The organism is Lonsdalea iberica, from assembly GCF_002111585.1.
In the GTDB taxonomy this organism is placed as follows: Bacteria; Pseudomonadota; Gammaproteobacteria; order Enterobacterales; family Enterobacteriaceae; genus Lonsdalea; species Lonsdalea iberica.
This window is the reverse complement of record NZ_LUTP01000016.1, coordinates 37,519-63,446: the sequence shown is the minus strand read 5'-3', so window position 1 is coordinate 63,446 and position 25,928 is coordinate 37,519. Positions and strand designations below refer to the sequence as shown.

Annotated in this window: 20 protein-coding genes and 1 pseudogene; 4 read left to right on the top strand and 17 right to left on the bottom strand. The window is 55.0% G+C overall.

From position 1 onward, the window contains the following. Positions 1-31: 31 nt before the first annotated feature. The 12 genes and pseudogenes from nuoL to lrhA form a co-directional block, all read right to left on the bottom strand. On the bottom strand, positions 32-1,882 hold the full coding sequence (gene nuoL, locus AU511_RS08455) for an NADH-quinone oxidoreductase subunit L (protein WP_094109374.1): 1,851 nt from the start codon (positions 1,880-1,882) through the stop codon (positions 32-34). Next, on the bottom strand, positions 1,879-2,181 hold the full coding sequence (gene nuoK, locus AU511_RS08450) for an NADH-quinone oxidoreductase subunit NuoK (RefSeq protein WP_094101980.1): 303 nt from the start codon (positions 2,179-2,181) through the stop codon (positions 1,879-1,881). The genes nuoL and nuoK overlap by 4 nt, the downstream gene beginning before the upstream one ends. Then, complete coding sequence (nuoJ, locus tag AU511_RS08445; RefSeq protein WP_094101981.1) at positions 2,178-2,726, bottom strand: NADH-quinone oxidoreductase subunit J; 549 nt, start codon at positions 2,724-2,726, stop codon at positions 2,178-2,180. Before nuoJ ends, nuoK begins: the two co-directional genes overlap by 4 nt. A 10-nt stretch (positions 2,727-2,736) precedes the next feature. Beyond that, complete coding sequence (gene nuoI / locus AU511_RS08440; protein WP_094109373.1) at positions 2,737-3,279, bottom strand: NADH-quinone oxidoreductase subunit NuoI; 543 nt, start codon at positions 3,277-3,279, stop codon at positions 2,737-2,739. 14 nt (positions 3,280-3,293) lie between these two features. Continuing rightward, positions 3,294-4,271, bottom strand: a complete 978-nt coding sequence (nuoH, locus tag AU511_RS08435; protein ID WP_085650986.1) for an NADH-quinone oxidoreductase subunit NuoH — start codon at positions 4,269-4,271, stop codon at positions 3,294-3,296. After that, a pseudogene (gene nuoG / locus AU511_RS08430) lies at positions 4,268-6,992 on the bottom strand (NADH-quinone oxidoreductase subunit NuoG). Before nuoG ends, nuoH begins: the two are co-directional and overlap by 4 nt. Before the next feature lie 119 nt (positions 6,993-7,111). Then, positions 7,112-8,461, bottom strand: a complete 1,350-nt coding sequence (gene nuoF / locus AU511_RS08425) for an NADH-quinone oxidoreductase subunit NuoF (RefSeq protein WP_094101520.1) — start codon at positions 8,459-8,461, stop codon at positions 7,112-7,114. Next, positions 8,458-8,988: an NADH-quinone oxidoreductase subunit NuoE gene (nuoE, locus tag AU511_RS08420; protein WP_094101521.1), complete on the bottom strand. Its 531-nt coding sequence runs from the start codon at positions 8,986-8,988 to the stop codon at positions 8,458-8,460. Before nuoE ends, nuoF begins: the two co-directional genes overlap by 4 nt. A 2-nt stretch (positions 8,989-8,990) precedes the next feature. Next, a complete protein-coding gene (gene nuoC, locus AU511_RS08415) occupies positions 8,991-10,790 on the bottom strand; it encodes an NADH-quinone oxidoreductase subunit C/D (RefSeq protein ID WP_094101522.1) in 1,800 nt (599 codons plus the stop codon). A gap of 100 nt (positions 10,791-10,890) precedes the next feature. Beyond that, complete coding sequence (locus AU511_RS08410; RefSeq protein ID WP_094101523.1) at positions 10,891-11,565, bottom strand: NuoB/complex I 20 kDa subunit family protein; 675 nt, start codon at positions 11,563-11,565, stop codon at positions 10,891-10,893. 14 nt (positions 11,566-11,579) lie between these two features. Then, entirely contained in the window at positions 11,580-12,035 is a 456-nt protein-coding gene (nuoA, locus tag AU511_RS08405; protein WP_162896378.1) for an NADH-quinone oxidoreductase subunit NuoA, read from the bottom strand. 643 nt (positions 12,036-12,678) lie between these two features. Beyond that, a complete protein-coding gene (gene lrhA / locus AU511_RS08400) occupies positions 12,679-13,629 on the bottom strand; it encodes a transcriptional regulator LrhA (protein ID WP_094109372.1) in 951 nt (316 codons plus the stop codon). A gap of 1,253 nt (positions 13,630-14,882) precedes the next feature. Here lrhA and AU511_RS08395 point away from each other — a divergent pair. Next, on the top strand, positions 14,883-16,097 hold the full coding sequence (locus AU511_RS08395; RefSeq protein WP_094109371.1) for a pyridoxal phosphate-dependent aminotransferase: 1,215 nt from the start codon (positions 14,883-14,885) through the stop codon (positions 16,095-16,097). A gap of 149 nt (positions 16,098-16,246) precedes the next feature. Further along, positions 16,247-16,846, top strand: coding sequence for a 5'-deoxynucleotidase (yfbR, locus tag AU511_RS08390; RefSeq protein ID WP_026739930.1), 600 nt, complete (start codon positions 16,247-16,249; stop codon positions 16,844-16,846). Here yfbR and AU511_RS08385 read toward each other — a convergent pair. The 3 genes from AU511_RS08385 to yfbV all read right to left on the bottom strand — a co-directional run bounded on the left by AU511_RS08385 (position 16,841) and on the right by yfbV (position 20,547). Next, positions 16,841-18,682 (bottom strand): SLC13 family permease, encoded by a 1,842-nt coding sequence (locus tag AU511_RS08385; protein WP_094101525.1) that lies wholly within the window; start codon positions 18,680-18,682, stop codon positions 16,841-16,843. The genes yfbR and AU511_RS08385 overlap by 6 nt on opposite strands. A gap of 109 nt (positions 18,683-18,791) precedes the next feature. Then, positions 18,792-19,448 (bottom strand): sugar phosphatase, encoded by a 657-nt coding sequence (locus tag AU511_RS08380; protein WP_094109370.1) that lies wholly within the window; start codon positions 19,446-19,448, stop codon positions 18,792-18,794. Positions 19,449-20,091: 643 nt separating this feature from the next. Continuing rightward, positions 20,092-20,547 (bottom strand): terminus macrodomain insulation protein YfbV, encoded by a 456-nt coding sequence (gene yfbV, locus AU511_RS08375; RefSeq protein WP_094109369.1) that lies wholly within the window; start codon positions 20,545-20,547, stop codon positions 20,092-20,094. A gap of 414 nt (positions 20,548-20,961) precedes the next feature. On the opposite strand from yfbV, the gene ackA reads away from it, so the two are divergent. Together ackA and pta are read left to right on the top strand one after the other, a co-directional pair. Then, entirely contained in the window at positions 20,962-22,164 is a 1,203-nt protein-coding gene (ackA, locus tag AU511_RS08370; protein WP_094101528.1) for an acetate kinase, read from the top strand. An 83-nt stretch (positions 22,165-22,247) separates the two neighbouring features. Further along, positions 22,248-24,392 carry a phosphate acetyltransferase gene (pta, locus tag AU511_RS08365; protein ID WP_094109368.1) on the top strand — a complete coding sequence of 715 codons (2,145 nt, stop codon included), beginning with the start codon at positions 22,248-22,250 and terminating at the stop codon, positions 24,390-24,392. A gap of 168 nt (positions 24,393-24,560) precedes the next feature. Here pta and yfcD read toward each other — a convergent pair whose 3' ends face one another. Both yfcD and yfcE read right to left on the bottom strand, forming a co-directional pair. Further along, positions 24,561-25,163 carry an NUDIX hydrolase YfcD gene (yfcD, locus tag AU511_RS08360; protein ID WP_094109367.1) on the bottom strand — a complete coding sequence of 201 codons (603 nt, stop codon included), beginning with the start codon at positions 25,161-25,163 and terminating at the stop codon, positions 24,561-24,563. A 193-nt stretch (positions 25,164-25,356) separates the two neighbouring features. Then, entirely contained in the window at positions 25,357-25,908 is a 552-nt protein-coding gene (gene yfcE / locus AU511_RS08355) for a phosphodiesterase (protein ID WP_094109366.1), read from the bottom strand. Positions 25,909-25,928 lie beyond the last annotated feature (20 nt).

Genomic DNA, 25,928 nt, shown 5'->3' with positions numbered 1-25,928 from the left:
GTCCGCTACCCTCAAAATCGCTGTATCGCCATTACGCCAGCAACAGCAATCCCAGCACCACGACGGCGCCCATACCCACAGAGGCGACATACCACCGCACTTGACCGTTCTGACCGACCGCCAGACCACGATTGCCCCAGGCCACCAGCAGCGCCGGGATCGTCATCAGCTTGTCGAACGGATCGTGTTTCAGCAGCGTGCCAATCGCCAGATACGGCTTGACGAAGATCTTGTCGTACAACCAGTCGAAACCCCAGGCATGGAACCACCAGGTCGAGAAGAAACGACCGGGCGCGCTGTTGGCAATGCGGTTGACGAGGCGACGTTGCCCCAGCCACAGAGCGGCGGCCAGCAGAATACCGACGACAGCAACGACGCCTGACGCAATTTCCAGCGTCAGCATTTGGCTATGTTCCAGTTCCGTGGTTTGCGGCAGCACGCCGTGCAGCGGCGGCACAATCAGCGCGCCGACGAACGTGGACAGTACCAGCAATATCAACAGCGGCAGGTGATGAGTGATCCCCTTGAGCGCATGTGCTTTCGTTTTTTCTTCACCGTGGAACACGATAAAAATCATTCTGAAGGTATAGAGCGAGGTCATGAACGCGCCCGCCAAACCGGCGATGGCGAAGTTGATGTGTCCATTCGCCCAGGCGCCCGCCAGAATGTCATCCTTACTGAAGAAGCCTGACGTCACCAGCGGTAGCGCTGAGAGTGCCGCCCCGCCAACCAGGAAACAGACGTAAACCAGCGGAATGGTTTTACGCAATCCGCCCATCTTGAAGATGTTCTGTTCGTGGTGACAGGCCAGGATCACCGATCCCGAGGACAGGAACAGCAGCGCTTTGAAGAAAGCGTGCGTCATCAAATGGAAAATCGCGGCGTCCCACGCGGCGGCACCGAGCGCCAGGAACATGTAGCCGATTTGGCTCATGGTGGAGTAAGCCAGTACGCGCTTGATATCCGTTTGGACCAGCGCGGCGAACCCGGCAAGCACCAACGTGACGGCGCCGATAATGCCGACCAGATGCAGAACTTCCGGCGCCATCAGGAACAAACCGTGCGTGCGGGCGATCAGGTATACGCCCGCCGTGACCATGGTCGCGGCATGGATCAGCGCGGAGACCGGCGTCGGACCCGCCATGGCGTCCGCCAACCAAGTCTGTAACGGTAGCTGCGCCGATTTACCCACCGCGCCGCCCAGCAGCATTAATGTCGCCATCGTGATGGCTGGCGAACCTTCCGCCAGATGTTGCGGCGCCAGAACCATCAGTTCCCGGAAGTTTAGCGTCCCCAGCTCACGATAGAGGATGAACAGTGCAAAAGCGAGGAAGACGTCGCCGACGCGCGTCACGATGAACGCCTTCATCGCCGCCGCGCCGTTGCTTGGATTAGTATAATAGAAACCGATCAGCAAGTAGCTGCACAGCCCTACCCCTTCCCAGCCGAGATACATCAGCAGCAGGTTATCCGCCAGCACCAACACCAGCATGCTCGCGATAAACAGGTTGGTGTAGGCGAAGAAGCGGGAGTAGCCCTCTTCCCCGCGCATGTACCATGACGCATACAGGTGGATCAGGAAGCCGACGCCGGTCACCACCGAGAGCATAGTCAGTGACAGGCCGTCCAGCGCCAGATTGACGGTGATGTCGAAGTTGCCCACCGACATCCACGTCCACAGATGCTGGCTAAAGAAGACAACCCCGTCGCCCTGTTGATGGTTGAAAAAGTCTACACCAATCCAGCAGGTGAGCAGCGCAGACAGGCCGACTGAACCGACGCCAACGGTCGCTGAGACATTTTCAGACCAACGGCCGCGGGAGAAGGCCAGCAACAAAAATCCGATCAGCGGAAATAAGAGAGTTAAATAGAGTAAGTTCATCCGCGCATCTCACTGACAGTATCAATATCCAGGGTCTGACGGCGACGATACAACTGCAGCAGCAGAGCAAGGCCGATACTGGCTTCAGCGGCGGCCAGCGTGATCGCCAGAATGTACATCACCTGACCGTCCGGGTGACCCCAATAGCTACCGGCCACCACAAACGCCAATGCGGCCGAATTGATCATGATTTCCAGACTGATCAGCATGAACAGTAGGTTGCGCCGAATAATCAGCCCGGTCAGGCCCAGCACAAAAAGAATGGCCGCCAGCAGCAAGCCGTGTTGTAGGGGAATCATGCCCGTCCCTCCGTTGTTTTCTTGTCGGCGGCGTTGACGTCCGCAACACCGTCGAGCCTGTCTTCACGGCCGACGTGGAAGGCGACAACCAATCCGGCCAGCAGCAGCATAGAGGCTAACTCTACCGCCAGTACATAAGGCCCAAACAGCGTGATGCCGACCGCTTTGGCGTCAATTACGCTGCCCTGAATACCTTCGCCGCTCACGCTGTAGATGCCTTTGATGATGACCGCCAGCAGCAGCAGAGACAAAATGCCGGGGCCGATCCAGACGCCTGGCCTTAGCCACTGTTTTTCCTGCTCAGCCACGGCGCTGCCAAGGTTCAGCATCATCACGACGAAGACGAACAACACCATAATGGCGCCGGCATAGACGATAATCTCAAGCGCGCCCGCAAAATAGGCGCCCAGCGAGAAGAAGACGCAGGCGATGGCCAGAAGAGACACGATTAAATAAAGTAGTGCATGCACTGGGTTGGTATGGGTAATGACACGCAATGTTGCCAGTACCGCAATCAACGCAGCCGCATAAAAAGCGAATTCCATGCTTGGCTCCTTAAGGCAGCAGACCTTTGACGTCAATGGGTTTGGCTTCGTTTTCGGCTTCGCCTTTGTCTTTCCCATCGATCGCCATGCCGGCCATCCGGTAGAAGTTATATTCCGGATATTTACCCGGCCCCGAGATCAGCAGATCTTCTTTTTCGTACACCAAATCCTGGCGTTTGAATTCACCCATCTCGAAATCGGGCGTCAGCTGGATGGCTGTCGTCGGACAGGCTTCTTCGCACATGCCGCAAAAGATGCAGCGTGAGAAGTTAATGCGGAAGAATTCCGGATACCACCGCCCGTCTTTCGTTTCCGCTTTCTGCAGCGAGATGCAGCCGACCGGACAGGCCACCGCGCACAGGTTGCAGGCCACGCAGCGTTCGTCGCCGTCGGGGTCGCGCGTCAGGACGATACGGCCGCGGTAACGGGGCGGCGGATTCACCGGCTCCTCAGGATACATGCGGGTTTCGCGTTTTTTGAACGCGTTGGACCCCACCATGCAAATGCTGCGTACCTGGGTGCCAAAACCCACCAAGAGTTCTTTCAGTGTCATGGTTTATTCACCCCTTATTGAGCGTTGTACAAAATGACCGCGGCGGTCGCCAACAGGTTAAGCAGCGTCAACGGCAGACAAATCTTCCAGCCGAAAGCCATCACCTGGTCATAACGCGGACGGGGCAATGCAGCACGGATCAGGATGAACATCATCATGAAGAAGGCCGTTTTAAGTGCAAACCACACGATGGGGGGCAGGAAAGGTCCGTGCCAGCCGCCGAAGAACAGCGTCACGATCAGCGCCGAGACGGTGACGATGCCGATGTACTCCCCGACGAAGAATAGACCGAATTTCATCCCGGAGTATTCGATGTGGTAGCCGTCGGCCAGTTCCTGCTCCGCTTCGGGTTGGTCGAACGGGTGACGGTGACACACCGCCACGCCGGCGATAGCGAAAGTCACGAAACCGAAGAACTGCGGGATGACGTTCCAAATATGCGTCTGGCTCTCGACGATGTCGCGCATGTTGAATGAACCGGCTTGCGCTACCACGCCCATCAGCGACAGTCCCAGGAACACCTCATAGCTGAGCGTCTGAGCAGAGGCGCGCACGGCCCCCAGCAGCGAGTATTTGTTGTTGCTGGACCATCCGGCGAACAGTACGGCGTACACCGCCAGACCGGCCATCATCAGGAAGAACAGCAAACCAATATTCAGGTCGGACACGCCCCAGGTCGGGGTGATCGGCACGATGGAAAACGACAGCAGCAGCGATGTAAACGCGATCATCGGCGCCAGCGTGAAGATAACCCGGTCGGCGAACGGCGGCAGCCAGTCCTCCTTGAAGAACATCTTCAGCATGTCCGACACCAGCTGCAACGAGCCGCCCCACCCCACTCGGTTCGGCCCGTAACGTCCCTGGAACAAGCCCAGCAGGCGGCGTTCGCCCATACTCATAAAGGCACCGCAGGTCACGACGACCAGCAGGATCACGATCGCCTTGAGGACGGCGATCAAAATATCCACCACTTCCGGTGTAAACCAACTCATTGTGCCGCCTCCCGCATTGTTTCAACGGTCGCGCCCGCCAGAACCGGGGCGATGCCCGGGAAGCCCAGCGGCAACCCTACCTGTCCCTGACGTAACTCTGCGCTGACCTGTACCGGCAGACGCAAGGTCTGTCCACCACAGACAATCTCCAGCAGCACGCCCGGATTGACGCCCAACTGGGCCGCATCTGCCGGGTTCACCATCGCGTAAGGCTGTGGCATCCGTTGCTGGATGACGTCAGCGCGCTGCGACATTTCTTCGCTGCCGAACAGATGATAGTAAGGCGCTACCTGCCATTGGCCCGTCTGTGCCGCAAACGGCGTCGGGATCTGGTTGAAGTAGTCCAGCGCGCCCTCGCCCGCTTCGATTAGCCTGACGCCCGGATCGCCGTGGCGCAGATGGCCGCCGACTTCATCCTGGAACTTGTTCCACGCCTGCGGGGAGTTCCAGCCCGGCGCCCAGGCAAATGCGACCTGACGGCTTTGGGCCTCAGGACTGTTGTTCCCTTCCATGGAGAAAGTGAACATCGTGTCCTGATCCTGCGGCTGGCGCGGTTCGCTCACGTCGATGTTGGCGCGCATGGCGGTGCGGCCGCTGTAACGATGCGGTTCTCGCGCCAGCTTCTGACCGCGAATGCGGAAAGAGGCGTCCGGCGCGGCGTCCTTGATGGCCGCTAACTGCGGCAGCGCGGCGGCACACGCATCGACTACGTGGTCGAGCTGCGTCCAGTCAGCATCGCGGCTGGCCATACGGGCTTTGACCGCATGCAACCAGCGCCAGCTTTCCAGCATCACCGTGGCGTTGTCGTAGTAGGCGGGATCGTAAACCTGGAAGAAGCGCTGCGCGCGACCTTCCTGATTGATCAGCGTGCCGTCGCTCTCCGCAAAGCTGGCCGCCGATAAAATCAGATTGGCCTTATCCATGACGCTGGTGCGTTGGTGGTCCACCACAATCAGGTTGGCCACGTTATCCAGCACCGCATCAATGCGCTTTGTCGGCGCATGTCGATACAGATCGTTTTCGAGCACCACGACGCTATCCGCTTCGCCGGACTCCAGTCGGGAGAGCGCCTCGTCCAGCGAGCTGCCGCCGATCATGCCCAGCCCCATGCTGTTGGCGCTGCTGGCGACGAACGTTATACCGACATCCGCACCCCGCCCCTTCAATGCTTTGGCGACGTTGGCCGCCGCGGCGATAATCTCTTCGCTGCCCGCATTCGTGCCGGTGACGATCAGCGGCTTTTTCGCGCCCGCCAAAGCCTGAACGATGACATCCAGTTTGGGTTCGAGGTCGCCCGCCAAATCGGTCACGGCCGGTGCGGCATCATCCAACGCGTGGGCGATGGCGAAGCCCAGACGCGCCTGCTCAACGACCGGAGCGTGATAGCTCCACGCGGCCACGTCGTCCAGCCGGGTGCTGTCGACGTTCGTTACGAAGAGCGGATGTTTGGCGTGCTGACCGATATTCATGATGGCGGCGATTTGCCAGTCCGCCACTTTCTGCGCGGCGGCCATTTCGCGCGCTTTCCCCTTGACCGCCTGGCGCACTGCGAGCGCGATACGCGCGCCGGTCTGCGTTAAATCTTCGCCTAGCACCAGCACGGCATCGTAACTTTCGATCTCGCGCAGCGCTGGAGTATGAACCCCGCTCTCTTTCAGCACTTTCAGCATCAGCTGAACGCGGCTCTGTTCGCTCTGGGCAATGCCGCTGTAGAAGTTGTCTGCGCCGACCAGTTCACGCAGCGCAAAGTTGCTTTCGATACTGGCGCGCGGAGAGCCGATGCCGATGATCTGTTTCGACTCGCGCAAGAGATGGGCCGCGCTCTGCACCGCCTGTTCAGCGTTCTGCGTCGTCCATTCGTTGCCAAGACGCTGCTGAGCTGCGAGGGCGGTCTTTCAGGTTAACGTAGCCGTAGCCGAAACGGCCGCGGTCGCACAGGAAATAGTGGTTCACGCTGCCGTTGAAACGGTTTTCGATACGGCGCAGTTCGCCATAACGCTCGCCCGGACTGGTGTTGCAGCCCACGCTGCACTGCTGGCAAACGCTGGGCGCAAACTGCATGTCCCACTTACGGTTGTAGCGTTCGGAATGGGTTTTGTCGGTGAAGACGCCGGTCGGGCAAACTTCCACCAGGTTGCCGGAGAATTCGCTTTCGAGCACGCCGTCTTCGGGACGACCGAAGTAGACGTTGTCGTGCGCGCCGTAAACACCCAAGTCTTTGCCGTCCGCGTAATCTTTGTAATAACGGACGCAGCGGTAACAGGCGATGCAGCGGTTCATTTCGTGAGAGATGAACGGCCCGAGATCCTGATTATGATGGGTACGTTTGGTGAAACGATAGCGGCGGGTGTTGTGCCCGGTCATCACCGTCATGTCCTGCAGGTGGCAGTTGCCGCCCTCTTCACAAACCGGACAATCATGGGGATGGTTGGTCATCAGCCACTCAACGACGCTTTTGCGGAACAATTTGGCTTCCTCATCGTCAATCGCGATGAAGGTGCCGTCCGCGGCGGGCGTCATACAGGACATGACCAGGCGACCGCGCGTATCTTCCGCGTTCTGGTATTGCTTGACCGCGCACAGGCGGCATGATCCAACGCTACCCAGCGCTGGATGCCAGCAAAAGTAAGGAATATCAAGGCCCAGAGTGAGACATGCCTCAAGAAGGTTGTCCGCTCCGTTCACATCATATTCTTTGCCGTCTACATGAATCGTTGCCATAGTCAGCATGCTTCCATAAAGGCCTGCGTCTTAAGCAGGCGCTAATCAAAAATTCTGTCTATCAGATGAAGAATCGCTTACGTCGGTGCGAAACATCGCATCTGCGACTCGGCCATTGCTTACCAGCGCTGTTTCAGCAGGTTCGGTTGAATCCCGCCTATCGCTTTTGTATTGCTGATAGTCTGCTCGGCGATACCCGCCTCAAACTCATGCCGAAAATATTTTATTGCGCTCTGTAGCGGCTCGACGGCCCCCGGCGCATGGGCGCAGAAGGTGTGTCCCGGCGACAGGAAGCGGCACAGCTGCTCCAGCGTTTCGATATCGCCCGGCTGCCCCTGCCCGGCTTCCAACGCGCGCAGCAGCTTCACGCTCCACGGCAAACCATCGCGGCACGGCGTACACCAACCGCAGGACTCGCGTGCGAAAAACTCTTCCAAATTGCGCGTCAAACCGACCATGTTGATCTCGTTGTCCACCGCCATCGCCAGCCCGGTGCCCAGACGACTTCCCGCTTTGGCGATGCTTTCGAAATCCATCGGCAGGTCAAGGTGATCGCCAGTCAGGAAGTCGGTTCCTGCGCCGCCCGGCTGCCAGGCTTTCAGCGTCAGCCCATCGCGCATACCGCCCGCATAATCCTCCAGGATTTCACGCGCGGTCGTACCAAATGGCAGCTCCCACAACCCCGGATTTTTCACCCGACCAGAAAAGCCCATCAGCTTGGTGCCGGCATCTTTACTCTTGCCCGCCGACAGCCCCTGATACCACTCCACGCCGTGCTCAATGATGGCCGGCACGTTGCATAAAGTTTCGACATTGTTAACGCAGGTCGGCTTGCCCCACACACCCGCGGACGCCGGGAAAGGCGGCTTGGAGCGCGGATTGGCGCGTCGGCCTTCCAGCGAGTTAATCAGCGCGGTTTCTTCACCGCAGATATAACGTCCGGCGCCGGTATGAACGAACAGTTCGAAGTCGAAACCGCTGCCCAAAATATTTTTGCCCAGCAGGCCAGCGTCTTTGGCTTCTTCAATCGCCCGGCGCAGGTTAGCCGCCGCCTGTACATATTCGCCGCGCAGGAAGATATAGCCGCGATAGGACTTCAGCGCATAAGCGCCAATCAGCATGCCTTCTACCAGCAGATGGGGCAGCTGCTCCATCAGAAGCCGGTCTTTATAGGTGCCGGGTTCCATCTCATCCGCGTTACATAGCAGATAGCGGATGTTCATGCTTTCGTCTTTCGGCATCAGGCTCCACTTGAGCCCGGTAGAGAACCCCGCCCCGCCGCGCCCACGCAGACCCGCATCTTTGACCAGCGTCACCACGTCGCTCTGAGCGATACCGGTGAGGGCTTTTTGCGCGCCGGCGTAGCCATTCTTACTGCGGTACTCATCCAGCCACACCGGCTGTTTGTCGTCACGCAGACGCCAGGTGAGAGGATGCTGTTCGGCAGTGAGAGCAATGTTTTTAGTCATTGATACTGCTCCAGTAATGAATCGATATCGTCAGGCTTGACGTGGCTGTGAGTGTCTTCGTCGATCATCATCGAAGGCCCCTTGTCACAGTTACCCAGACAGCAGGTCGGCAGCAGCGTGAAGCGGCCGTCGAACGTGGTCTGACCCGGCTGAATGTTCAGCTTTTTCTCGAGCGCGGCGCGCACGCCCTGGAAACCGTTGATGTAGCACACGACGCTGTCGCAGTAGCGAATGACGTGACGCCCTACGGGCTGACGGAAGATCTGGCTATAGAAGGTGGCGACGCCTTCGACATCGCTGGCCGGAATGTCCAGAATCTCAGCAATCGCATAGATGGCGCCGTCCGGCACCCAGCCGCGCTGTTTCTGTACAATTTTGAGCGCTTCAATCGACGCCGCGCGGGCATCTTCGTAATGATGTTTTTCATGCTCGATAGCGTCACGCTCTGCGTCGCTAAGCACGAACACATCTTGCACATCCGCGCCCTGAGCATCTGGAGAAGGTTGAGTGTTGTTATGATCGTGCATAATTAGCGGTCCACATCTGACATGACGAAATCAATACTGCCGAGGTATACGATCAGGTCGGATACCAGGCATCCACGGATGACCGATGGAATCTGCTGCAAATGAGCAAAGCTCGGCGTGCGAATGCGCGTGCGGTAGCTCATAGTGCTGCCATCGCTGGTCAGGTAGTAACTGTTGATCCCCTTGGTGCCTTCGATCATCTGGAACGATTCGTTGGCCGGCATAACCGGTCCCCAGGACACCTGCAGGAAGTGGTTGATCATCGTTTCGATATGCTGCAGCGTGCGCTCTTTCGGCGGCGGCGTCGTCAGCGGATGGTCGGCCTTGAACGGCCCTTCAGGCATGTTGTTCAGACACTGTTCGAGGATGCGCAGACTCTGGCGTAGCTCTTCCACTTTCAACATCACGCGGGTGTAGCTGTCGCTGATGCCATCGCCGACCGGCACCTCGAAATCGAAGTTTTCATAGCCGGAGTAAGGACGCCATTTACGCACGTCGAACGGAATGCCCGTCGCGCGCAAGCCCGCGCCGGTGACGCCCCACTCCAGCGCCTCTTTGGCGTTGTAGGCGGCGACCCCCTGAGAACGGCCTTTCAAAATGGTGTTTTGCAATGCCGCTTTGACATAGGTGTCCAGTCGAGCAGGCATCCAGTCCAGGAATTCACGCAGCAGTCGATCCCAACCGCGCGGCAGGTCATGTGCTACGCCGCCGATACGGAACCAGGCGGGGTGCATGCGGAAACCGGTGATCGCTTCGACCAGATCATAGATTTTCTGGCGATCGGTAAACGCGAAGAAGACCGGCGTCATCGCGCCGACGTCCTGAATAAAGGTACTGATATAGAGCAGATGGCTGTTGATGCGGAACAGTTCAGACAACATCACGCGGATAGTCTCAACACGCTCCGGCACTTTAATGCCCGCCAGCTTTTCGACCGCTAGCACGTAAGGCATTTCGTTGACGCAGCCGCCGAGATATTCAATACGGTCAGTGTAAGGAATGTAGCTGTGCCAAGACTGGCGCTCGCCCATCTTTTCCGCGCCGCGATGGTGATAGCCGACATCTGGGATACAGTCGACGATTTCTTCGCCATCCAACTGCAAGATCAGACGGAACGCACCGTGTGACGAGGGATGGTTCGGCCCCATGTTCAGGAACATGAAGTCTTCATTTTCCGTCCCACGTTTCATGCCCCACTCTTCAGGCTTGAAGGTCAGCGACTCCATTTCCAGATCTTCACGCTGTTTGGTCAGCACGAAGGGGTCGAATTCGGTTGCGCGCGCCGGGAAGTCTTTGCGCAGCGGGTGGCCTTCCCACGTCTGCGGCATCATGATGCGAGTCAGGTGCGGGTGACCATTGAAGGTAATGCCGAACATATCCCACACTTCACGCTCATACCAGTTAGCGTTGGGGAACAGAGGCGTCATCGTCGGCAGGAACAGGTCGTTCTCCGCCAGCGCCACTTTCAGCATGATGTCGCTGTTTCGCTCCAGGGAAGTCAGCAGATAAAAGACGGAGAAGTCTGCGGCGGGTAGCCCCTCGCGGTGCGTACGCAGACGTTCATCCATGCCATGCAGGTCCATCAGCATGACATAAGGTTTCGGTTGTTTTTTCAGGAAGTCGACGACGTCAAGTAATTGCTCACGTTTGACCCAAACTACCGGCATCCCCGTCCGCGTGGCCTGAACGGTAAACGCGTCCTGACCGAAACGGTTCCATAGCTCGCCAACGACCGGATCATCCAGATGATCGCGGGTTTGCCATGCGGGCAGAACGGCGTCGTGTGTCGTTAAATCTGTCATAAGTAATGTCACCACATTAAATGTGTTATTTCCGTGACTGATGATGGCGGCGCGCTGTTATGTTGATTTTACGCAGCCATCACGGCCTATCATTCACAGGTCAAATTTCATCCGGGGAACGCAGGTGGGTTACCGCAATACGTTCTTCGCGTTTACGCTCACGTTCAGATTGCATGTTGGCGCGGTACACGCCCTGATCGCCAACGACCCATGACAGCGGACGACGCTCTTTACCGATAGACTCTTTCAGCAGCAGCAGCGCCTGCATATATGCTTCCGGTCGCGGCGGACATCCTGGGATGTAAACATCCACCGGAAGGAATTTGTCGACGCCTTGAACCACGGAGTAGATGTCATACATACCGCCAGAGTTGGCGCATGCGCCCATGGAGATAACCCATTTCGGTTCCAGCATCTGATCGTACAAACGCTGAATGACGGGGGCCATTTTCAGGAAGGGTGTTCCGGCGATGACCATGAAATCAGCCTGGCGGGGAGAAGCGCGCAACACCTCAGAACCGAAGCGCGCCACGTCGTGTACGGCGGTGAAGGAAGTCACCATCTCCACGTAACAGCAGGAAAGACCAAAGTTGAAGGGCCATAGGGAGTTACCGCGTCCCCAGTTGACCATATTTTGCAGCGTCTGCTCCAGATTTCCCATGAACACGCTTTTATTGACGTGCTGATCGAGCGGGTCGCTGACGACCTCTTTCTTCTGTAGCGGATAACGGTCGTTCTCACCGTCGGGGTCTATGCGGGTGAGCGTATAGTCCATTTATTGCCTCGCTATTACTGCTGATGAGTATTGGTGGTGGAATGGTTTACGACGATGTCGGACTTCACGACTTGCCGCTTGGAGCGCTTTGGCGTCCAGTCCAGCGCGCCAATACGCACCAGATAGACCAGCCCGGCCAACAGCACCAATATGAAAATGGTGGCTTCGATAAAACCTACCCAGCCGCTTTCCCGAATAGAGACGGACCAGGCATACAGGTACAGTGCTTCCACATCGAAAATGACGAAAAACATCGCCACAAGATAGAATTTTGCAGACAGCCTCAGTCGAGCTGACCCTACGGAATCGATACCGGATTCATAGGGCGTATTCTTGGCCCGACCTTTGGATCGCCCCCCCAGCAGAAAGCCACCCAACAGCATAAAACCGCAGAGACCCACGGCAACGATTAGAAATAAAGCAAATGCCCAGTGGTGGGCGAGGACTTCAGTAGTAGTTGACATACTCATTGCTTACTCATCAAAAGTGGCTTGGGCAGCTGCTCTTTTTACGGCAGTTAATAGCCACATCGATTAAAAGGAAGGATTTGTAACCATAAAAATACCACAAATTATAGGGTTAAGGCGCGGTAAATGTGGATACTCATCCTGTTTTTGCAACCTTTTCTTAACCTTCATAAAAATAACAGCGCGTAAATTAACATGCACGCATCATTGTTAACCATTTACAAACATAGCAGAGACTGAATCGTATCAATGCTACTCCTGGTTGTTTTGGACCAATGCGAAGAAAAAGCCCCTATTTCTGTAGTGACTATATCAATTTCAACATGAATGCAGGTTAATGAATAAGGTTAAGGCAAGTATTTTTTGATCTCCCACACGTTTTTTCGGTTTTAGTTATTAAAAAAAGTACGTTCGGTAAGCAGTTGTTAATACGACAAACCGTGCGGATACGAGAAGACGTGGGAACGGGGAAGTGCGTAAGAGGGATGAGCAGGACAGTGCATTGCAGGCAGAGAGACGCACTCCGGCGGTAGAAACAAAAAAACGACAGAGTGGCGGTAATCGCACACTCTATCGTCAATATTCGGCCGGTTTTTTATAACATTTCACACTGACGCATACCGCTCAGCGCTAGGCGCTGTAAAAGTCAGAGAATATCTTTCGACGATACGTCCGTGGGAGAAATGCGGATATCCCCTTCCGGAACGCTATTCACAGAAAGCAGATTAGAACGCGTACCTGATTCGATAGCACTGAAGATCGCCGTGCTCAGCTCGTTATTTTGCTGTGGGTTCTTACACAGGTAGTAACGGGTGTCGGGCAACTTCGGCAAACCTTCTTCTTCCCCCAGCACGCGCAGTTCCGGCGTCATCATTTCAACGGAACGCACGGTGATGCCAAGCCCCGCTTTTACCGCCGCCCGAACTGCCGACAGCGTGGAAGCCACGTACGAAATCTTCCAGGGGATACCAGCTTCGGTCAGCTTTTCCAACGCCAACGTGCGGAAAGGGCTAGGCTCGTCCAATACCACAAGCGGTACAGGGCTGCCGTGTTGGAACTGGTATTCCGCCGAGCAATACCACAGCGTCGGTGACGAACGCAGCAATACATTAGGAAACTCGGTACTGTTTTCCGTGGTGATAACTAAATCAATTTTTCCCTGATGCAACATTTCCATCATTTCAGGGCTGCGTTTGATACTGACTTCAATCGATAATTTAGGGAAAACCGACGTCACGCGCTGCAAGATAAACGGCAGAATAGTATCTGCGGTATCGTCGGAAGCACCGATCGTCAGCGTACCCTGAATGTCGCTGAACATTAAAGAGGCGCAGGCCTCATCATTGAACTGTAGTATTTTTCTGGCATAACCAAGAAACTGGATCCCATGTTCGGTGAGCAGCTTATTTCTCCCGTGACGGGCGAATAACTCTTTACCGATGAGTTGTTCCAGCCGCTGCATCTGCTGACTAACAGCAGATTGCGTTCTGCATACTGCTACGGCCGCAGCCGCGAAAGTATTCAAATCGGCGACAGCGACAAACGTTCTCAGCAGATCCAGATCAAGATTGAGAACTGGGCGATTTGCATTTGTCATACGGTTCTTCACTTATCTATTTTATTTATTTAACTAACATACCTGGTGTTGGATACGTATCCCGACAATGTCGGCATACAATGAAAGACAGTATCGTAGATGAACGGTTACGGCAAAAAATACTTAATATTTCGTTACCACATCGCCTTTTTTTTCACCCTTCCCTTACCTATTCATTTTATTGATTCACGTCGTCGATAAAAAGCACAGCCGATTATTTTAGATAAAAAAATAAAAGCTTTGCACGTACTGGCGCGCTAAAGATAAGGGGTAGGCGTGATAAAAGGTTACGTTTATGTCCGACACTGTATTTACAGGGGGCGCTTCCGTTTAAAACATAACTTAACTTCGTTATTTCAATACGTTACGATTCATCTGGTTTCAGCATGACCACTGACTTAACCGCTGAACAATATACGATGACCCACCCGTAAATTATTCTGATATAAGATACCAGAATTAAGTTTTCTGTCATCCATAAACTCAATGCCAGCTATAATGTAACCTGAGTGATTAATCTGACAAGAGCCTACCTATAACAATCTGAAAATTCCTATATTACCTATTAATATTACTAGATTGATCATTGTAAAAAAACTTTTGTAAAGGCTTCGAAAAGAAAAGATCAGTCTCTATTAATTGCATATTCGAATTCAAAATAGACAACCATTTATTGGCTAACCTCTCCTTTGTGACGACATGTTCTGGAATAGTCACGGCTATTACAAATGATGTTAATTTCATATCAGGGAAGAAATATTTCAATAGTAAAATAAGAAAACCCTTTATTTTAATCGGTTACATGTATTGGCTACACTGAAATAAGATGGGGTTTTTACCCGCTATTCCAGTCATTGGAAAAAATAGGGTTATTGTCACTCTCCAATGGCCTCTCAGATGCCAGAGTATTGCCAACAGGAGTCGGCGATAAATAGTGGTTCATTTGCGTTCTAATGAGAAACTCACTTCGAAATTGCGTACCCATTGCCGCCTCGAGCCTCACGGTGACGTCGCATAAATCACCTTATTGATTGCCATTGCCAATCAGAAAACACAAAGAAATAGATTTACACAGTCTAAAAGCTCAATAAATCAAATAATAACAGTTTTTTACACCATGAAATCTGTGCCTGTCACCGTTTTCGAGATGGCCCATTCATTTAGGATCATTCTTCAAAATCAGCGTCAGTAAGAGTACATTAGGCCGATTAAACGTCTACTATTCAGGAACCTTCCTGTACAAGGTTTGTTAAATGTCCCCTATCGAAAAATCCAAGAAATTGGAAAATGTTTGTTATGACATCCGTGGTCCGGTGTTAAAAGAAGCCAAACGGTTGGAAGAGGAAGGCAATAAGGTTCTTAAACTCAACATCGGCAACCCAGCACCGTTTGGCTTTGAAGCCCCCGACGAGATTCTGGTTGATGTGATCAGGAACCTGCCTACCGCACAAGGCTATTGCGACTCGAAAGGACTTTATTCCGCTCGCAAAGCTATCGTCCAGCACTATCAGGCGCGCAATCTGCGCGATATCACCGTGGAAGACGTCTATATCGGCAATGGCGTCTCCGAACTCATCGTACAGTCCATGCAGGCTCTCCTGAATAACGGCGATGAAATGCTGGTGCCGGCGCCGGACTATCCTTTATGGACCGCCGCCGTATCGCTGTCTAATGGGAAAGCCGTGCATTATCGCTGCGACGAAGAGTCCGGCTGGTTCCCCGATCTGGACGATATTCGCAAAAAAATCACGCCTAACACTCGCGGTATCGTCATTATCAACCCGAATAACCCCACCGGCGCCGTGTATAGCAAAGCGCTATTGATGGAGATCGTCGAGATCGCGCGTCAAAACGATCTGATCATTTTCGCCGATGAGATTTACGACAAGATTCTCTACGACGAAGCCCAGCACCACTCCATTGCGGCGCTGGCGCCGGACCTGCTGACGGTGACCTTCAACGGTCTCTCTAAAACTTATCGCGTTGCGGGATTTCGTCAGGGATGGATGGTGTTGAACGGTCCCAAGAAACATGCCAAAGGGTATATAGAAGGGCTGGAGATGCTGGCTTCGATGCGTCTGTGCGCCAACGTCCCGATGCAGCACGCCATTCAGACGGCGCTCGGGGGCTATCAAAGCATCAGTGAATTTATCCACCCCGGCGGCCGTCTGTACGAACAGCGCAATCGTGCCTGGGAACTGATCAACGACATTCCCGGCGTCTCCTGTGTGAAGCCGTCCGGTGCTTTATATATGTTCCCTCGTATTGATGCGAAACGTTTTAATCTCCACGACGACCAGAAGCTGGTGCTGGATCTGCTTCTGCAGGAAAAGGTGCTGCTGGTTCAAGGCAGCGCGTTCAACTGGCCGGAGCCGGACCATGTGCGCATCGTGACGCTGCCGCGCGTCGACGAACTGGACATGGCCGTGCACAAGCTGGGGCGTTTCCTCGAACACTACCATCAGTAATCGCGTCGATAAGTCCACAAGACGGGCGATGCCTTAGGGTGTTGCCCGTTTTTTTCATCCGATTCTCTCCCCACACCTTAGGGGCTGAGTTGCTAATTCCACGTCGAGCGACCACAATGGTTTTCCCCTACGCGTATTGAGAGAGAGCTATGGTTCAAAGTCATTTCTTCGCCCATTTATCCCGTCTAAAGCTGATTAACCGCTGGCCGCTGATGCGCAATGTCCGCACGGAAAACGTCTCGGAACACAGTTTGCAGGTCGCTTTCGTCGCCCATGCGCTCGCGGTAATCAGAAACCGCAAATTCGGCGGAGATCTCAATGCCGAGCGTATCGCTCTGCTTGCGATGTACCACGATGCCAGCGAAGTATTGACCGGCGATATGCCGACGCCCATCAAGTACTACAACGCGCAGATGGCCCACGAGTATAAGAAGATTGAGAAAATCGCCCAGCAGAAGCTCATCGATATGCTGCCGAGCGAACTTCAGGAAGACTATCGCATGCTGCTGGATGACGCCTATACCAGCGAGGAAGAACATGCCGTGGTCAAACAGGCAGACGCGCTGTGCGCCTATCTGAAATGCCTCGAAGAACTGTCGGCGGGCAATAACGAATTCGTGCTGGCTAAAGCGCGTCTAGAAAAAACGCTGCAACAACGACACAGCCCGGAAATGGACTATTTTATGACTGTCTTTATTCCCAGCTTCAGCCTCTCTCTGGATGAAATTAGCCAGGACTCCCCGCTATAACGGGGAGAACGGATAGAGCCACGGGATCATAACGACGCTCACGCCCATAACGAGTACCGTGAAAGGCACCCCGATTTTAAGAAAGTCGCCGAACCGATAGCCGCCCGGCGCTAATACCAAGGTATTCACCGGTGAGGAGACAGGCGTCATGAATGCCGCCGAAGCGGCGATCGCGATAGTCATGGCGAACGGATAGGGCGACACCTGCATCTGATCGGCCGCGGCAAGGGCGATGGGCGCCATGAGCACCGCCGTCGCGGTATTCGAAATGAACAGACCGATCACCGCACACAGCACGAACAAACAGGCCAGCATCATCTGCGGCCCGGCGTCCCCCGCCACGTCCATCAATCCTTTAACGACCAAAGCCACCCCACCCGTTTTCTCCAGCGCCAGCGCAAAGGGCATCATGCCAATAATGAGCATCAGACTCGGCCAGTGCACGGCGCGATAGGCGCTCTCCATATCGATGCAGCGAAATTGGCCCATCATCAGGCAGGCAATGAGCGCCGCAATTGCATTGGGGATTTCATCGGTCAGCATCATAGCGATCATCAACGCGAGACAAAACAGCGCATGGGGCGCCTGACTTTTCGCAGGCGCCACCTCGTCCACTTCGGCCGGTAAATTCAATACGATGAAATTATGCTTCTGCTGATAGAGCTGACGGATATTACGCCAGTCTCCGATCACCAGCAGGATATCGCCCAACTGCAGCGGCTCATTTGACAACGCGCCGTCCAGCGCTTCGCCATTGCGCCGAATCCCCACCACCGTCAGGCCATATCGGCTGCGAAACATGGCGTCCTGAAGCGTTTTACCCACCAGCTCCGAGTCTGGGATTAACGACACTTCCGCCATGCCAACATCGCGCGCCTGCTCAGAAAAATATTCGCCGCGCAGCACCATGGGCTCCAGCATATGCGTGCCGCAAAACTCGCGCAGGTCAACGTCGGAAGCCGACATATCGATCAACAAGACATCGTTCAGGCGCAGTTCCGTATTTACCGCGACGCTAATCATCACCCGTCTGAACTTACGCCAGCGCTCAATGCCGACGACGTTGGCGCCGAAGCGCTGGCGCAGATTAAGATCGTCCAACCGCTGGCCGACAAAGGGCGAGCCGCTTCGAATCGCCAGCCGCCGCGCTCGTCCGGTGAGTTTGTAGTCGCGAATGAGATCCCGAAATGTCTTTCGCTTCCAGGACTCTTTATTATCGTCGCTGTCGTTACTATCCAACCAGAAACGCGCCACCAGCATGTAGCCAATTCCCACCAGCAAGACCACGACGCCAATGGGTGTCATACCGAAAAAACCAAAACCCGCGATATCGTTGCGCATCAGTTCGCTGTTGACCACCATGTTGGGCGCCGTGGCGACCAGGGTCATCATGCCGCTAATCAGGCCAGCAAAGCTCAAGGGCATCAGCAGCCGGGCCGGTGAACTTTTCATACGCGCGGCAACATTAAGTACCACCGGAATGAAAATCGCCACAACGCCGGTGGAACTCATAAACGCACCCAGCCCGGCGACGGTCAGCATGAGCAGCACCAGCATACGGACTTCACTGTCGCCGGCGACATGCATCAGCCAGTCACCCACCTGATAAGCAACCCCAGTCCGAACCAGACCTTCGCCGATGACGAACAGGGCGGCAATCAATATCACGTTGGGATCGCTAAACCCCATCAATGCTTCCGGCAACGTCAGCGTGCCGCTTAATACAAACGCAATGATGACCAGCAATGCGACAACGTCCATTCGCAATTTGTTGGTGGCGAACAAAACGATGGCGATGAACAACAGCGTCAACACCCATAGCAACTCACGGGTCACTAGCACCTCCTGTTAGTGGCAATCCTCAAAACCGCCCATTCAGCATGACATAAAAAAACCCTGCAAAAGCAAGGTTTATTATTTTACTCCCACAACGTTATCGTTGCCTTCAACGTGACGCGGTGACGACAAACGCCGCGCCGCCGGGGGTCACTTCCAGTTGCTCTAACGAGTGCAGCACCATATCGACTTTGTCTAAATCGGGCGCGTCCGACGGCGCGTTGACGGCGATGACTTTCGCCTTAGCGGCAAGGCCAGACTGTATGCCTGCGGGCGCATCTTCGACCACGGCGCATGCCTGCGGGTCAAGGCCTAACAGCTGTGCGCCAAGCAGATAGGCGTCTGGATGCGGTTTTCCATTCGCGACCCGTTCAGCGGTCACGAACTGACGCGGCATCAATAATCCAGCGGCTTTGTGGCGGGCATGGGCTATCGGCACGGAGCCTGAGGTAACAATGGCCCAAGGTACATTGAGCGCCTCCAGATGTTCCAACAGTGCCTGCGCGCCCGGCATGGCGGTAATGCCCTCCAGATCTGTGGATTCTCTTTCCTCCAAAACTTGATAGGCGTGCTGAATTTCCGCTTCGCTTTTATCGTGCAGAAAATGACGCAACGACGTGATGGCCTGTTTGCCATGAATGAAATCAAGGACCGCTTGAGAATCGAGACCGTGACCCTCCGCCCACCAGCGCCAGGCGTTTTCAACAACAGGAAGAGAGTTGACCAATGTACCGTCCAGATCGAACAAGAAACCTTTAACTTCCACCGCTAACCTCTCTGACTTATCGGACATTGACGATTGATGAAATGGCTACCGCGCTGCAATCTTAGTGGCGCGGACAGGCGAGCCACACGTTGAACATGCCGGAATATTTGTCCCACATTTTGTGTTCGAGCGTTAAAGCCGTGCGCGTTGAGGTCGCCATGCAGGTAACGCCTTCCCGTCAGCTCAAAGAAGTGAACCAAACTCGGATGACGGGTCTTCGTCGCTGCGACCGAACCCGCCCCACCTCATTTGATGTCTGCGGATGGCGGGTGTTCGAGACAAGATGCTTTGCGAAACCCGCTATATGTGCGTATTTCCATCATGGTTATTCAGGATACAGCAAACCGCTGCGCTTAAATCGCCGAAATCAGGGTCAAGTTCACGTATTTACAGGACAAAGCCTCGCTCAATCATAGTCTGTAACCGCCAATACCGCTCCAGGTTATTCGCGGTCCTGCATAGTCATGGCTTGATATTGATTTGGCAGGAATCATTGTCGGCATTGGTTATGTCCATGCCGCTCTCCACAATCACCTTTCGTCGAGCTCAGCGTGAGAAGAAGAACCGCATACTCCTGGCAAGGCAGTTTTTGATTTGGAACGGTATAGAAGGGAAATGACGTGTGGGTAAAACGAGACCCACATCAAAGATCGTCGAGAAAGGCCTTGTCCAGCTGTTTGAAAGCGCGTTTAAGTACGTCAGCCAGCATCTGGTACGTCGGTTTTTCTTCCAGCGGTGCCAGAGCGAGTCCAGCGTCCAGCAGTCGCTGACGAATATCGTGAAACCACCGTAATAAAGAAGGCGGTAATGGCGTGATGGCGCGGCGGCCCAACCACCACAATCCCTGCATAGGGAGGCTCAACGCGAACAGCGCGGTGGCGACCACCGGACCCAGTTGACCACCCAGAGCCACCTGCCAGGAGAGCGTGAAAACGGCTAGCGGCGGCATAAAGCGAATAGCGAAAAGTGTGGCGCGTACAACGCGGTTTTCGGGAAACACCGGGGCCAAACGCTTGTCTGCAGGCCAGGTCTTCATATAGTGCTGGCCTAGTCGCAACAGCTTGAACCAGCCCGCTTTACCGGTAGGATTTGTCGTCATCGCACACCTCAACTTCACGTATAAAAAATAAAAAAATCCGTACAAATCACCAACTAAAATTAATAACCTTAAAATATATTTTGTGTTTAACGAACGCTATCGGTATCCTAATTCCGGCCTTTTGCCGCACTGCATTTTAAGGCGTGGTGGCGGACCTCCGCCTCTGACTGGTGAGGCCAAATCCCACCCCAAGTCAGCTTTATCTTGCCCGGCAATAGCAAAGTTTCACAGCGTCGATGTCACCGTCACTCCGCATTAGGTATTAAAAGCGCCGCGTGACGTCGACACTTTATATTGTCATGTCTGGTAAATTCTACCAAGCCATGATGTTAATCATAAATGTCATCCGCGTTACGCGCTATGCTGCGCGCTGCATGATATTTCTTTAACCATGTATAACAAGTAGGTACCTCCATGTCGAGTAAGTTAGTCCTGGTTCTAAACTGTGGTAGCTCATCCCTCAAGTTTGCCATCATTGATGCCGTCAACGGGGACGAATACCTGTCTGGCCTGGCCGAATGTTTCCACCTTCCCGAAGCACGCATCAAATGGAAATTGGATGGAGGCAAACAGGAAGCCGATCTGGGTGCTGGCGCAGCTCACAGCGAAGCGCTGAACTTCATCGTCAACACCATCCTCAGCCAGAAACCAGAGCTTTCCGCTCAGCTGGTTGCTATCGGCCACCGTATCGTGCACGGCGGCGAGAAATTCACCCAGTCCGCGGTGATCGACAGCAACGTTCTGCAAGGCATTAAAGATGCCGTTCCGTTTGCGCCGCTGCACAACCCGGCTCACCTGATCGGTATCGCCGAAGCCCTGAAAGCCTTCCCGAACCTGGCTAACAAAAACGTGGCCGTTTTCGACACCGCGTTCCACCAGACCATGCCGGAAGAATCTTACCTGTATGCTCTGCCGTACAAACTGTACACCGAACACCATATCCGCCGTTACGGCGCGCACGGCACCAGCCACTTCTATGTGTCTCAGGAAGCCGCTAAGGCGTTGAACAAACCGCTGGATGAACTGAACGTGATCACCTGCCACCTGGGCAACGGCGGTTCCGTATCTGCTATCCGTAACGGTAAATGTGTTGATACTTCCATGGGCCTGACTCCGTTGGAAGGCTTGGTGATGGGGACCCGTAGCGGCGACATCGATCCGGCAATCGTATTCCATCTGCACGACGCGCTGGGCATGAGCATCGACGACATCAACAAAATGCTGACCAAAGAGTCCGGCCTGCAGGGTCTGACCGAAGTCACCAGCGACTGTCGTTATGTTGAAGACAACTACGAAACGAAACCTGACGCTAAACGCGCCATGAACGTGTTCTGCCACCGTCTGGCGAAATACATCGGTGCCTACAGCGCCCTGATGGAAGGCCGCCTGGACGCGGTCATCTTCACCGGCGGCATCGGTGAAAATGCGGCCATGGTCCGCGAACTGACCCTGAAACAGCTGGGCCTGCTGGGCTTCGAAATCGACCACGAGCGCAACCTGGCGGCGCGCTTCGGCAAGAGCGGCAACATCAGCAAAGATGGCAGCCGCCCGGCTCTGGTCATTCCGACCAACGAAGAGCTGGTTATCGCGCAGGACGCACTCCGCCTGACCGCGTAACCGAAAAATCAGTATCCTAACTCCGTCAGCTCAGGCTGACGGAGTTGTTTTTGAGCAACGAGCAACCGCAAAGAGGTTAAGCCGTGTCCCGTACAATCATGTTGATTCCAACTGGCACCAGTGTGGGTCTGACCAGCGTCAGCCTGGGTGTCATTCGTTCCATGGAGCAGAAAGGCGTCCGCCTGAGCTTGTTCAAACCGATTGCCCAGCCCCGTTCTGAAGAGCAGGTTCTGGACCAGACCACCGCGATCATCCGCGCCAATTCTGCGATCAACGCCGCAGAACCGCTGCAGATGAGCCATGTGGAGTCTTTGCTGAGCACCAACCAGCAAGACGCTCTGCTGGAAGAGATCATCGCCCGCTATCACGAAAACACCCAGGATGCCGACGTGGTACTGGTAGAAGGTCTGGTTCCAACCCGTAAGCATCAGTTCGCCAACGCGCTGAACTACGAAATCGCCAAAACGCTGAATGCGGAAATCGTTTTCGTCACCGCGCTGGGCAACGATTCCGCCGATCAGTTGAAAGAGCGCATCGAACTGGCTCGCTCCAGCTTCGGCGGCAGCAAAAACCAGAACATCACCGGCGTCATCATCAACAAACTGAACGCCCCGGTTGACGAGCAAGGCCGTACTCGCCCGGATCTGTCGGAAATTTTTGATGATTCCACCAAGGCAAACGTCGCCAACATCGATCCTAAGCAACTGTTCGCCAACAGCCCGCTGCCGGTGCTGGGCTGCATTCCGTGGAGCTTCGACCTGATTGCTACTCGTGCCGTGGACATGGCCAAACATCTGAACGCCCGCGTGATTAATGCTGGCGATATCGAAACGCGCCGCATCAAATCCGTGACTTTCTGCGCACGCAGCATCCCGAATATGCTGGAGCACTTCCGTCCGGGTTCTCTGCTGGTGACCTCGGCAGACCGTCCTGACGTTCTGGTTGCAGCTAGCCTGGCGGCGATGAACGGCGTGGAAATCGGCGCCCTGCTGCTGACCGGCGGCTACGAGATGGACCCGAGCATCAGCGCCCTGTGCGAACGCGCATTCCAGACCGGCCTGCCTGTCTTCATGGTAGAAACCAACACCTGGCAGACCTCGCTGACGCTGCAAAGCTTTAGCCTGGAAGTGCCTGCCGACGACCACCAGCGTGTGGAAAAAGTGCAGGAGTATATCGCTCGCTTCATCAACACGGAGTGGATTGAGTCCCTGTCCGCGGCCTCTGAAGGTTCACGCCGTCTGTCTCCGCCAGCCTTCCGTTACCAGTTGACCGAACTGGCACGTAAAGCCGGCAAACGCATCGTTCTGCCGGAAGGCGACGAGCCACGCACCATCAAAGCGGCAGCCATTTGTGCCGAACGTGGTATCGCTCACTGTGTCCTGCTGGGCAATCCGGAAGAGATTCAGCGTGTCGCCGCCATTCAGGGCGTAGAACTGGGCCAAGGCATCGAAATCGTTGATCCGGTCGCCGTACGCGAACGTTATGTCCCGCGTCTGGTCGAGCTGCGTAAAAACAAAGGCATGACCGAAGTCGTCGCCCGCGAACAGCTGGAAGACAACGTCGTGCTGGGTACGCTGATGCTGGAGCAAAATGAAGTTGACGGTCTGGTTTCCGGTGCGGTTCACACCACGGCCAACACCATCCGTCCGCCACTGCAGCTGATCAAAACGGCGCCGGGCAGCTCTCTGGTGTCTTCCGTCTTCTTCATGCTGCTGCCGGAACAGGTTCTGGTCTATGGCGACTGCGCCATCAACCCGGATCCGACCGCGGAACAGCTGGCTGAAATCGCGATTCAGTCCGCCGACTCGGCTGCCGCCTTCGGCGTTGACCCGCGCGTTGCGATGATCTCCTACTCCACCGGCAATTCTGGCGCAGGCAGCGACGTTGAGAAAGTCCGTGATGCGACCCGTATCGCTCAGGAAAAACGTCCTGACCTGATCATCGACGGTCCGTTGCAGTACGACGCCGCCATCATGGCCGATGTGGCGAAATCTAAAGCGCCGAACTCGCCGGTCGCAGGTCAGGCTACCGTGTTCATTTTCCCTGATCTGAACACCGGTAATACTACCTACAAAGCCGTACAGCGTTCCGCGGACCTGATTTCCATCGGGCCGATGCTGCAGGGTATGCGTAAGCCGGTGAACGATTTGTCTCGCGGCGCACTGGTTGACGATATCGTCTATACCGTCGCGCTGACCGCCATTCAGGCCACGCAGATCGCTCAGTAACTTTGCGTAAACCACGCACAAAAAACGCCAGTTCAGCAGTGGACTGGCGTTTTTTTTGGCTCGCTTGCGAGACAGGGGCTCTGGCATAGAAAGATCGTCAGTCGCGGCGGTCTGCCACATGCAAACTACCGCTGATTATTCACTCGTGAACCATATTCGCGCTGAGCGTTAAGCCTTGTTCGCCGCGTCCGACTCGCCGTCGCTTGTCTTCACCGCCTGTGGTTTGGTCGTGCGCGGGGTGGATGCCATACGTTCGCCGGTCGTATTCCGACTGAGCCAGAGCGACAGCGCCTTCAGCGAATCCGGCGTGAACTCGTCGCAACGCGCCGTGATCTGTTCCGGCGTCGCCCAACTGACTTCCGCGACCTCTTCTTCCTGTAGCGCGAATGGCCCGTGGCTTACGCAGCTAAATAACGCGCCCCACACGCGGCAGTCCTCACTTTCGTAGTAAAACAGCCCATGCTCAGCCAGCGGTACGCCAGCAATGCCCAGCTCTTCTTCGGCTTCGCGGCGGGCAGATTCCAGCATATTTTCGCCACTTTGCACCACGCCGCCTGCCGTGGCATCCAGCCATCCCGGATAAAAATCCTTCGTGTCTGTACGACGCTGTACCAGAACCTGCCCCATCCCGTTGTGAACGACGATATAGGTCGCGCGATGGCGCAGACGTTGAGCGCGCATCTGTTGACGGCTAGCCTGCCCGATAACTTCGTTATCTTCGCTAACGATATCCACCCACTCTGTACCCGTGGTCTGAATTTGTTCCGCCATCCTCTGAAACCCTTGCCTTGACGCGATATCACGCGCACTTGTTATTCAATAATCGGCCCCGGCTGCCTTTAGTGAGATCTCGATACACACATGATTTTTCTTACAGCCAGGCATGAAAATACGGTCTGGTCTCAACAGCACGCAGACCTACGGTGCTAACGCCACCACGACCTTTAAGCAGCGTAAAGCTAAATTAGTTTGTAATCGCCACCTGCGCAATAGGGTCACCCCCCTCCAAAGGCACAACCTTCAACACCCCTGCGTCCAACAGACCGTAGCTGGCCGGGTAACCGCCTTTCGGCAGGCTGACGGAACCGGGATTGAAACAGTAAATCTCTCCACGACGTTCCGCCTGAGGGATATGCGTATGGCCGTAAGCCAGCACATCGCCATTATTTAATGGCGGCTGCTGGTCTGGATTATACAGATGTCCGTGAGTCAGGAAGAGCCGGTTCGTTGGCAATAGCACTTGCTGCCAGGGCGCGGTGATAGGGAAATGCAGCAGCATCTGATCGACTTCGCTGTCGCAGTTACCGCGTACGGCGATAATGCGGGACGCATACGCATTCAGACGTGTGGCCACCTGCGCAGGTTGATAGTTTTGCGGCAGCGGATTACGTGGGCCATGATTCAGAAAATCGCCCAGCAGTATCAGCCAGCGTGCTTCAGATTGTTCGAAAGTTTCCAGCACTTTTTCCGTGGCGGCCAGCGAGCCATGCAGATCGGAGGCAAACATGAGTTTCATAGCGTACTCCCAAAGGATCG

Excerpts from the sequence above, each read along its gene's own strand:
- nuoI (WP_094109373.1), bottom strand. The coding sequence starts at position 3,279 with ATGACACTGAAAGAACTCTTGGTGGGTTTTGGCACCCAGGTACGCAGC.
- AU511_RS08395 (WP_094109371.1), top strand. The coding sequence starts at position 14,883 with ATGTCCCCTATCGAAAAATCCAAGAAATTGGAAAATGTTTGTTATGAC.
- nuoK (WP_094101980.1), bottom strand. The coding sequence starts at position 2,181 with ATGATTCCCCTACAACACGGCTTGCTGCTGGCGGCCATTCTTTTTGTG.
- nuoJ (WP_094101981.1), bottom strand. The coding sequence starts at position 2,726 with ATGGAATTCGCTTTTTATGCGGCTGCGTTGATTGCGGTACTGGCAACA.
- ackA (WP_094101528.1), top strand. The coding sequence starts at position 20,962 with ATGTCGAGTAAGTTAGTCCTGGTTCTAAACTGTGGTAGCTCATCCCTC.
- AU511_RS08410 (WP_094101523.1), bottom strand. The coding sequence starts at position 11,565 with ATGGACTATACGCTCACCCGCATAGACCCCGACGGTGAGAACGACCGT.
- nuoA (WP_162896378.1), bottom strand. The coding sequence starts at position 12,035 with ATGAGTATGTCAACTACTACTGAAGTCCTCGCCCACCACTGGGCATTT.
- nuoE (WP_094101521.1), bottom strand. The coding sequence starts at position 8,988 with ATGCACGATCATAACAACACTCAACCTTCTCCAGATGCTCAGGGCGCG.
- nuoF (WP_094101520.1), bottom strand. The coding sequence starts at position 8,461 with ATGACTAAAAACATTGCTCTCACTGCCGAACAGCATCCTCTCACCTGG.
- nuoC (WP_094101522.1), bottom strand. The coding sequence starts at position 10,790 with ATGACAGATTTAACGACACACGACGCCGTTCTGCCCGCATGGCAAACC.
- yfbV (WP_094109369.1), bottom strand. The coding sequence starts at position 20,547 with ATGACGACAAATCCTACCGGTAAAGCGGGCTGGTTCAAGCTGTTGCGA.
- yfcE (WP_094109366.1), bottom strand. The coding sequence starts at position 25,908 with ATGAAACTCATGTTTGCCTCCGATCTGCATGGCTCGCTGGCCGCCACG.
- nuoH (WP_085650986.1), bottom strand. The coding sequence starts at position 4,271 with ATGAGTTGGTTTACACCGGAAGTGGTGGATATTTTGATCGCCGTCCTC.
- lrhA (WP_094109372.1), bottom strand. The coding sequence starts at position 13,629 with ATGACAAATGCAAATCGCCCAGTTCTCAATCTTGATCTGGATCTGCTG.
- nuoL (WP_094109374.1), bottom strand. The coding sequence starts at position 1,882 with ATGAACTTACTCTATTTAACTCTCTTATTTCCGCTGATCGGATTTTTG.
- yfcD (WP_094109367.1), bottom strand. The coding sequence starts at position 25,163 with ATGGCGGAACAAATTCAGACCACGGGTACAGAGTGGGTGGATATCGTT.
- yfbR (WP_026739930.1), top strand. The coding sequence starts at position 16,247 with ATGGTTCAAAGTCATTTCTTCGCCCATTTATCCCGTCTAAAGCTGATT.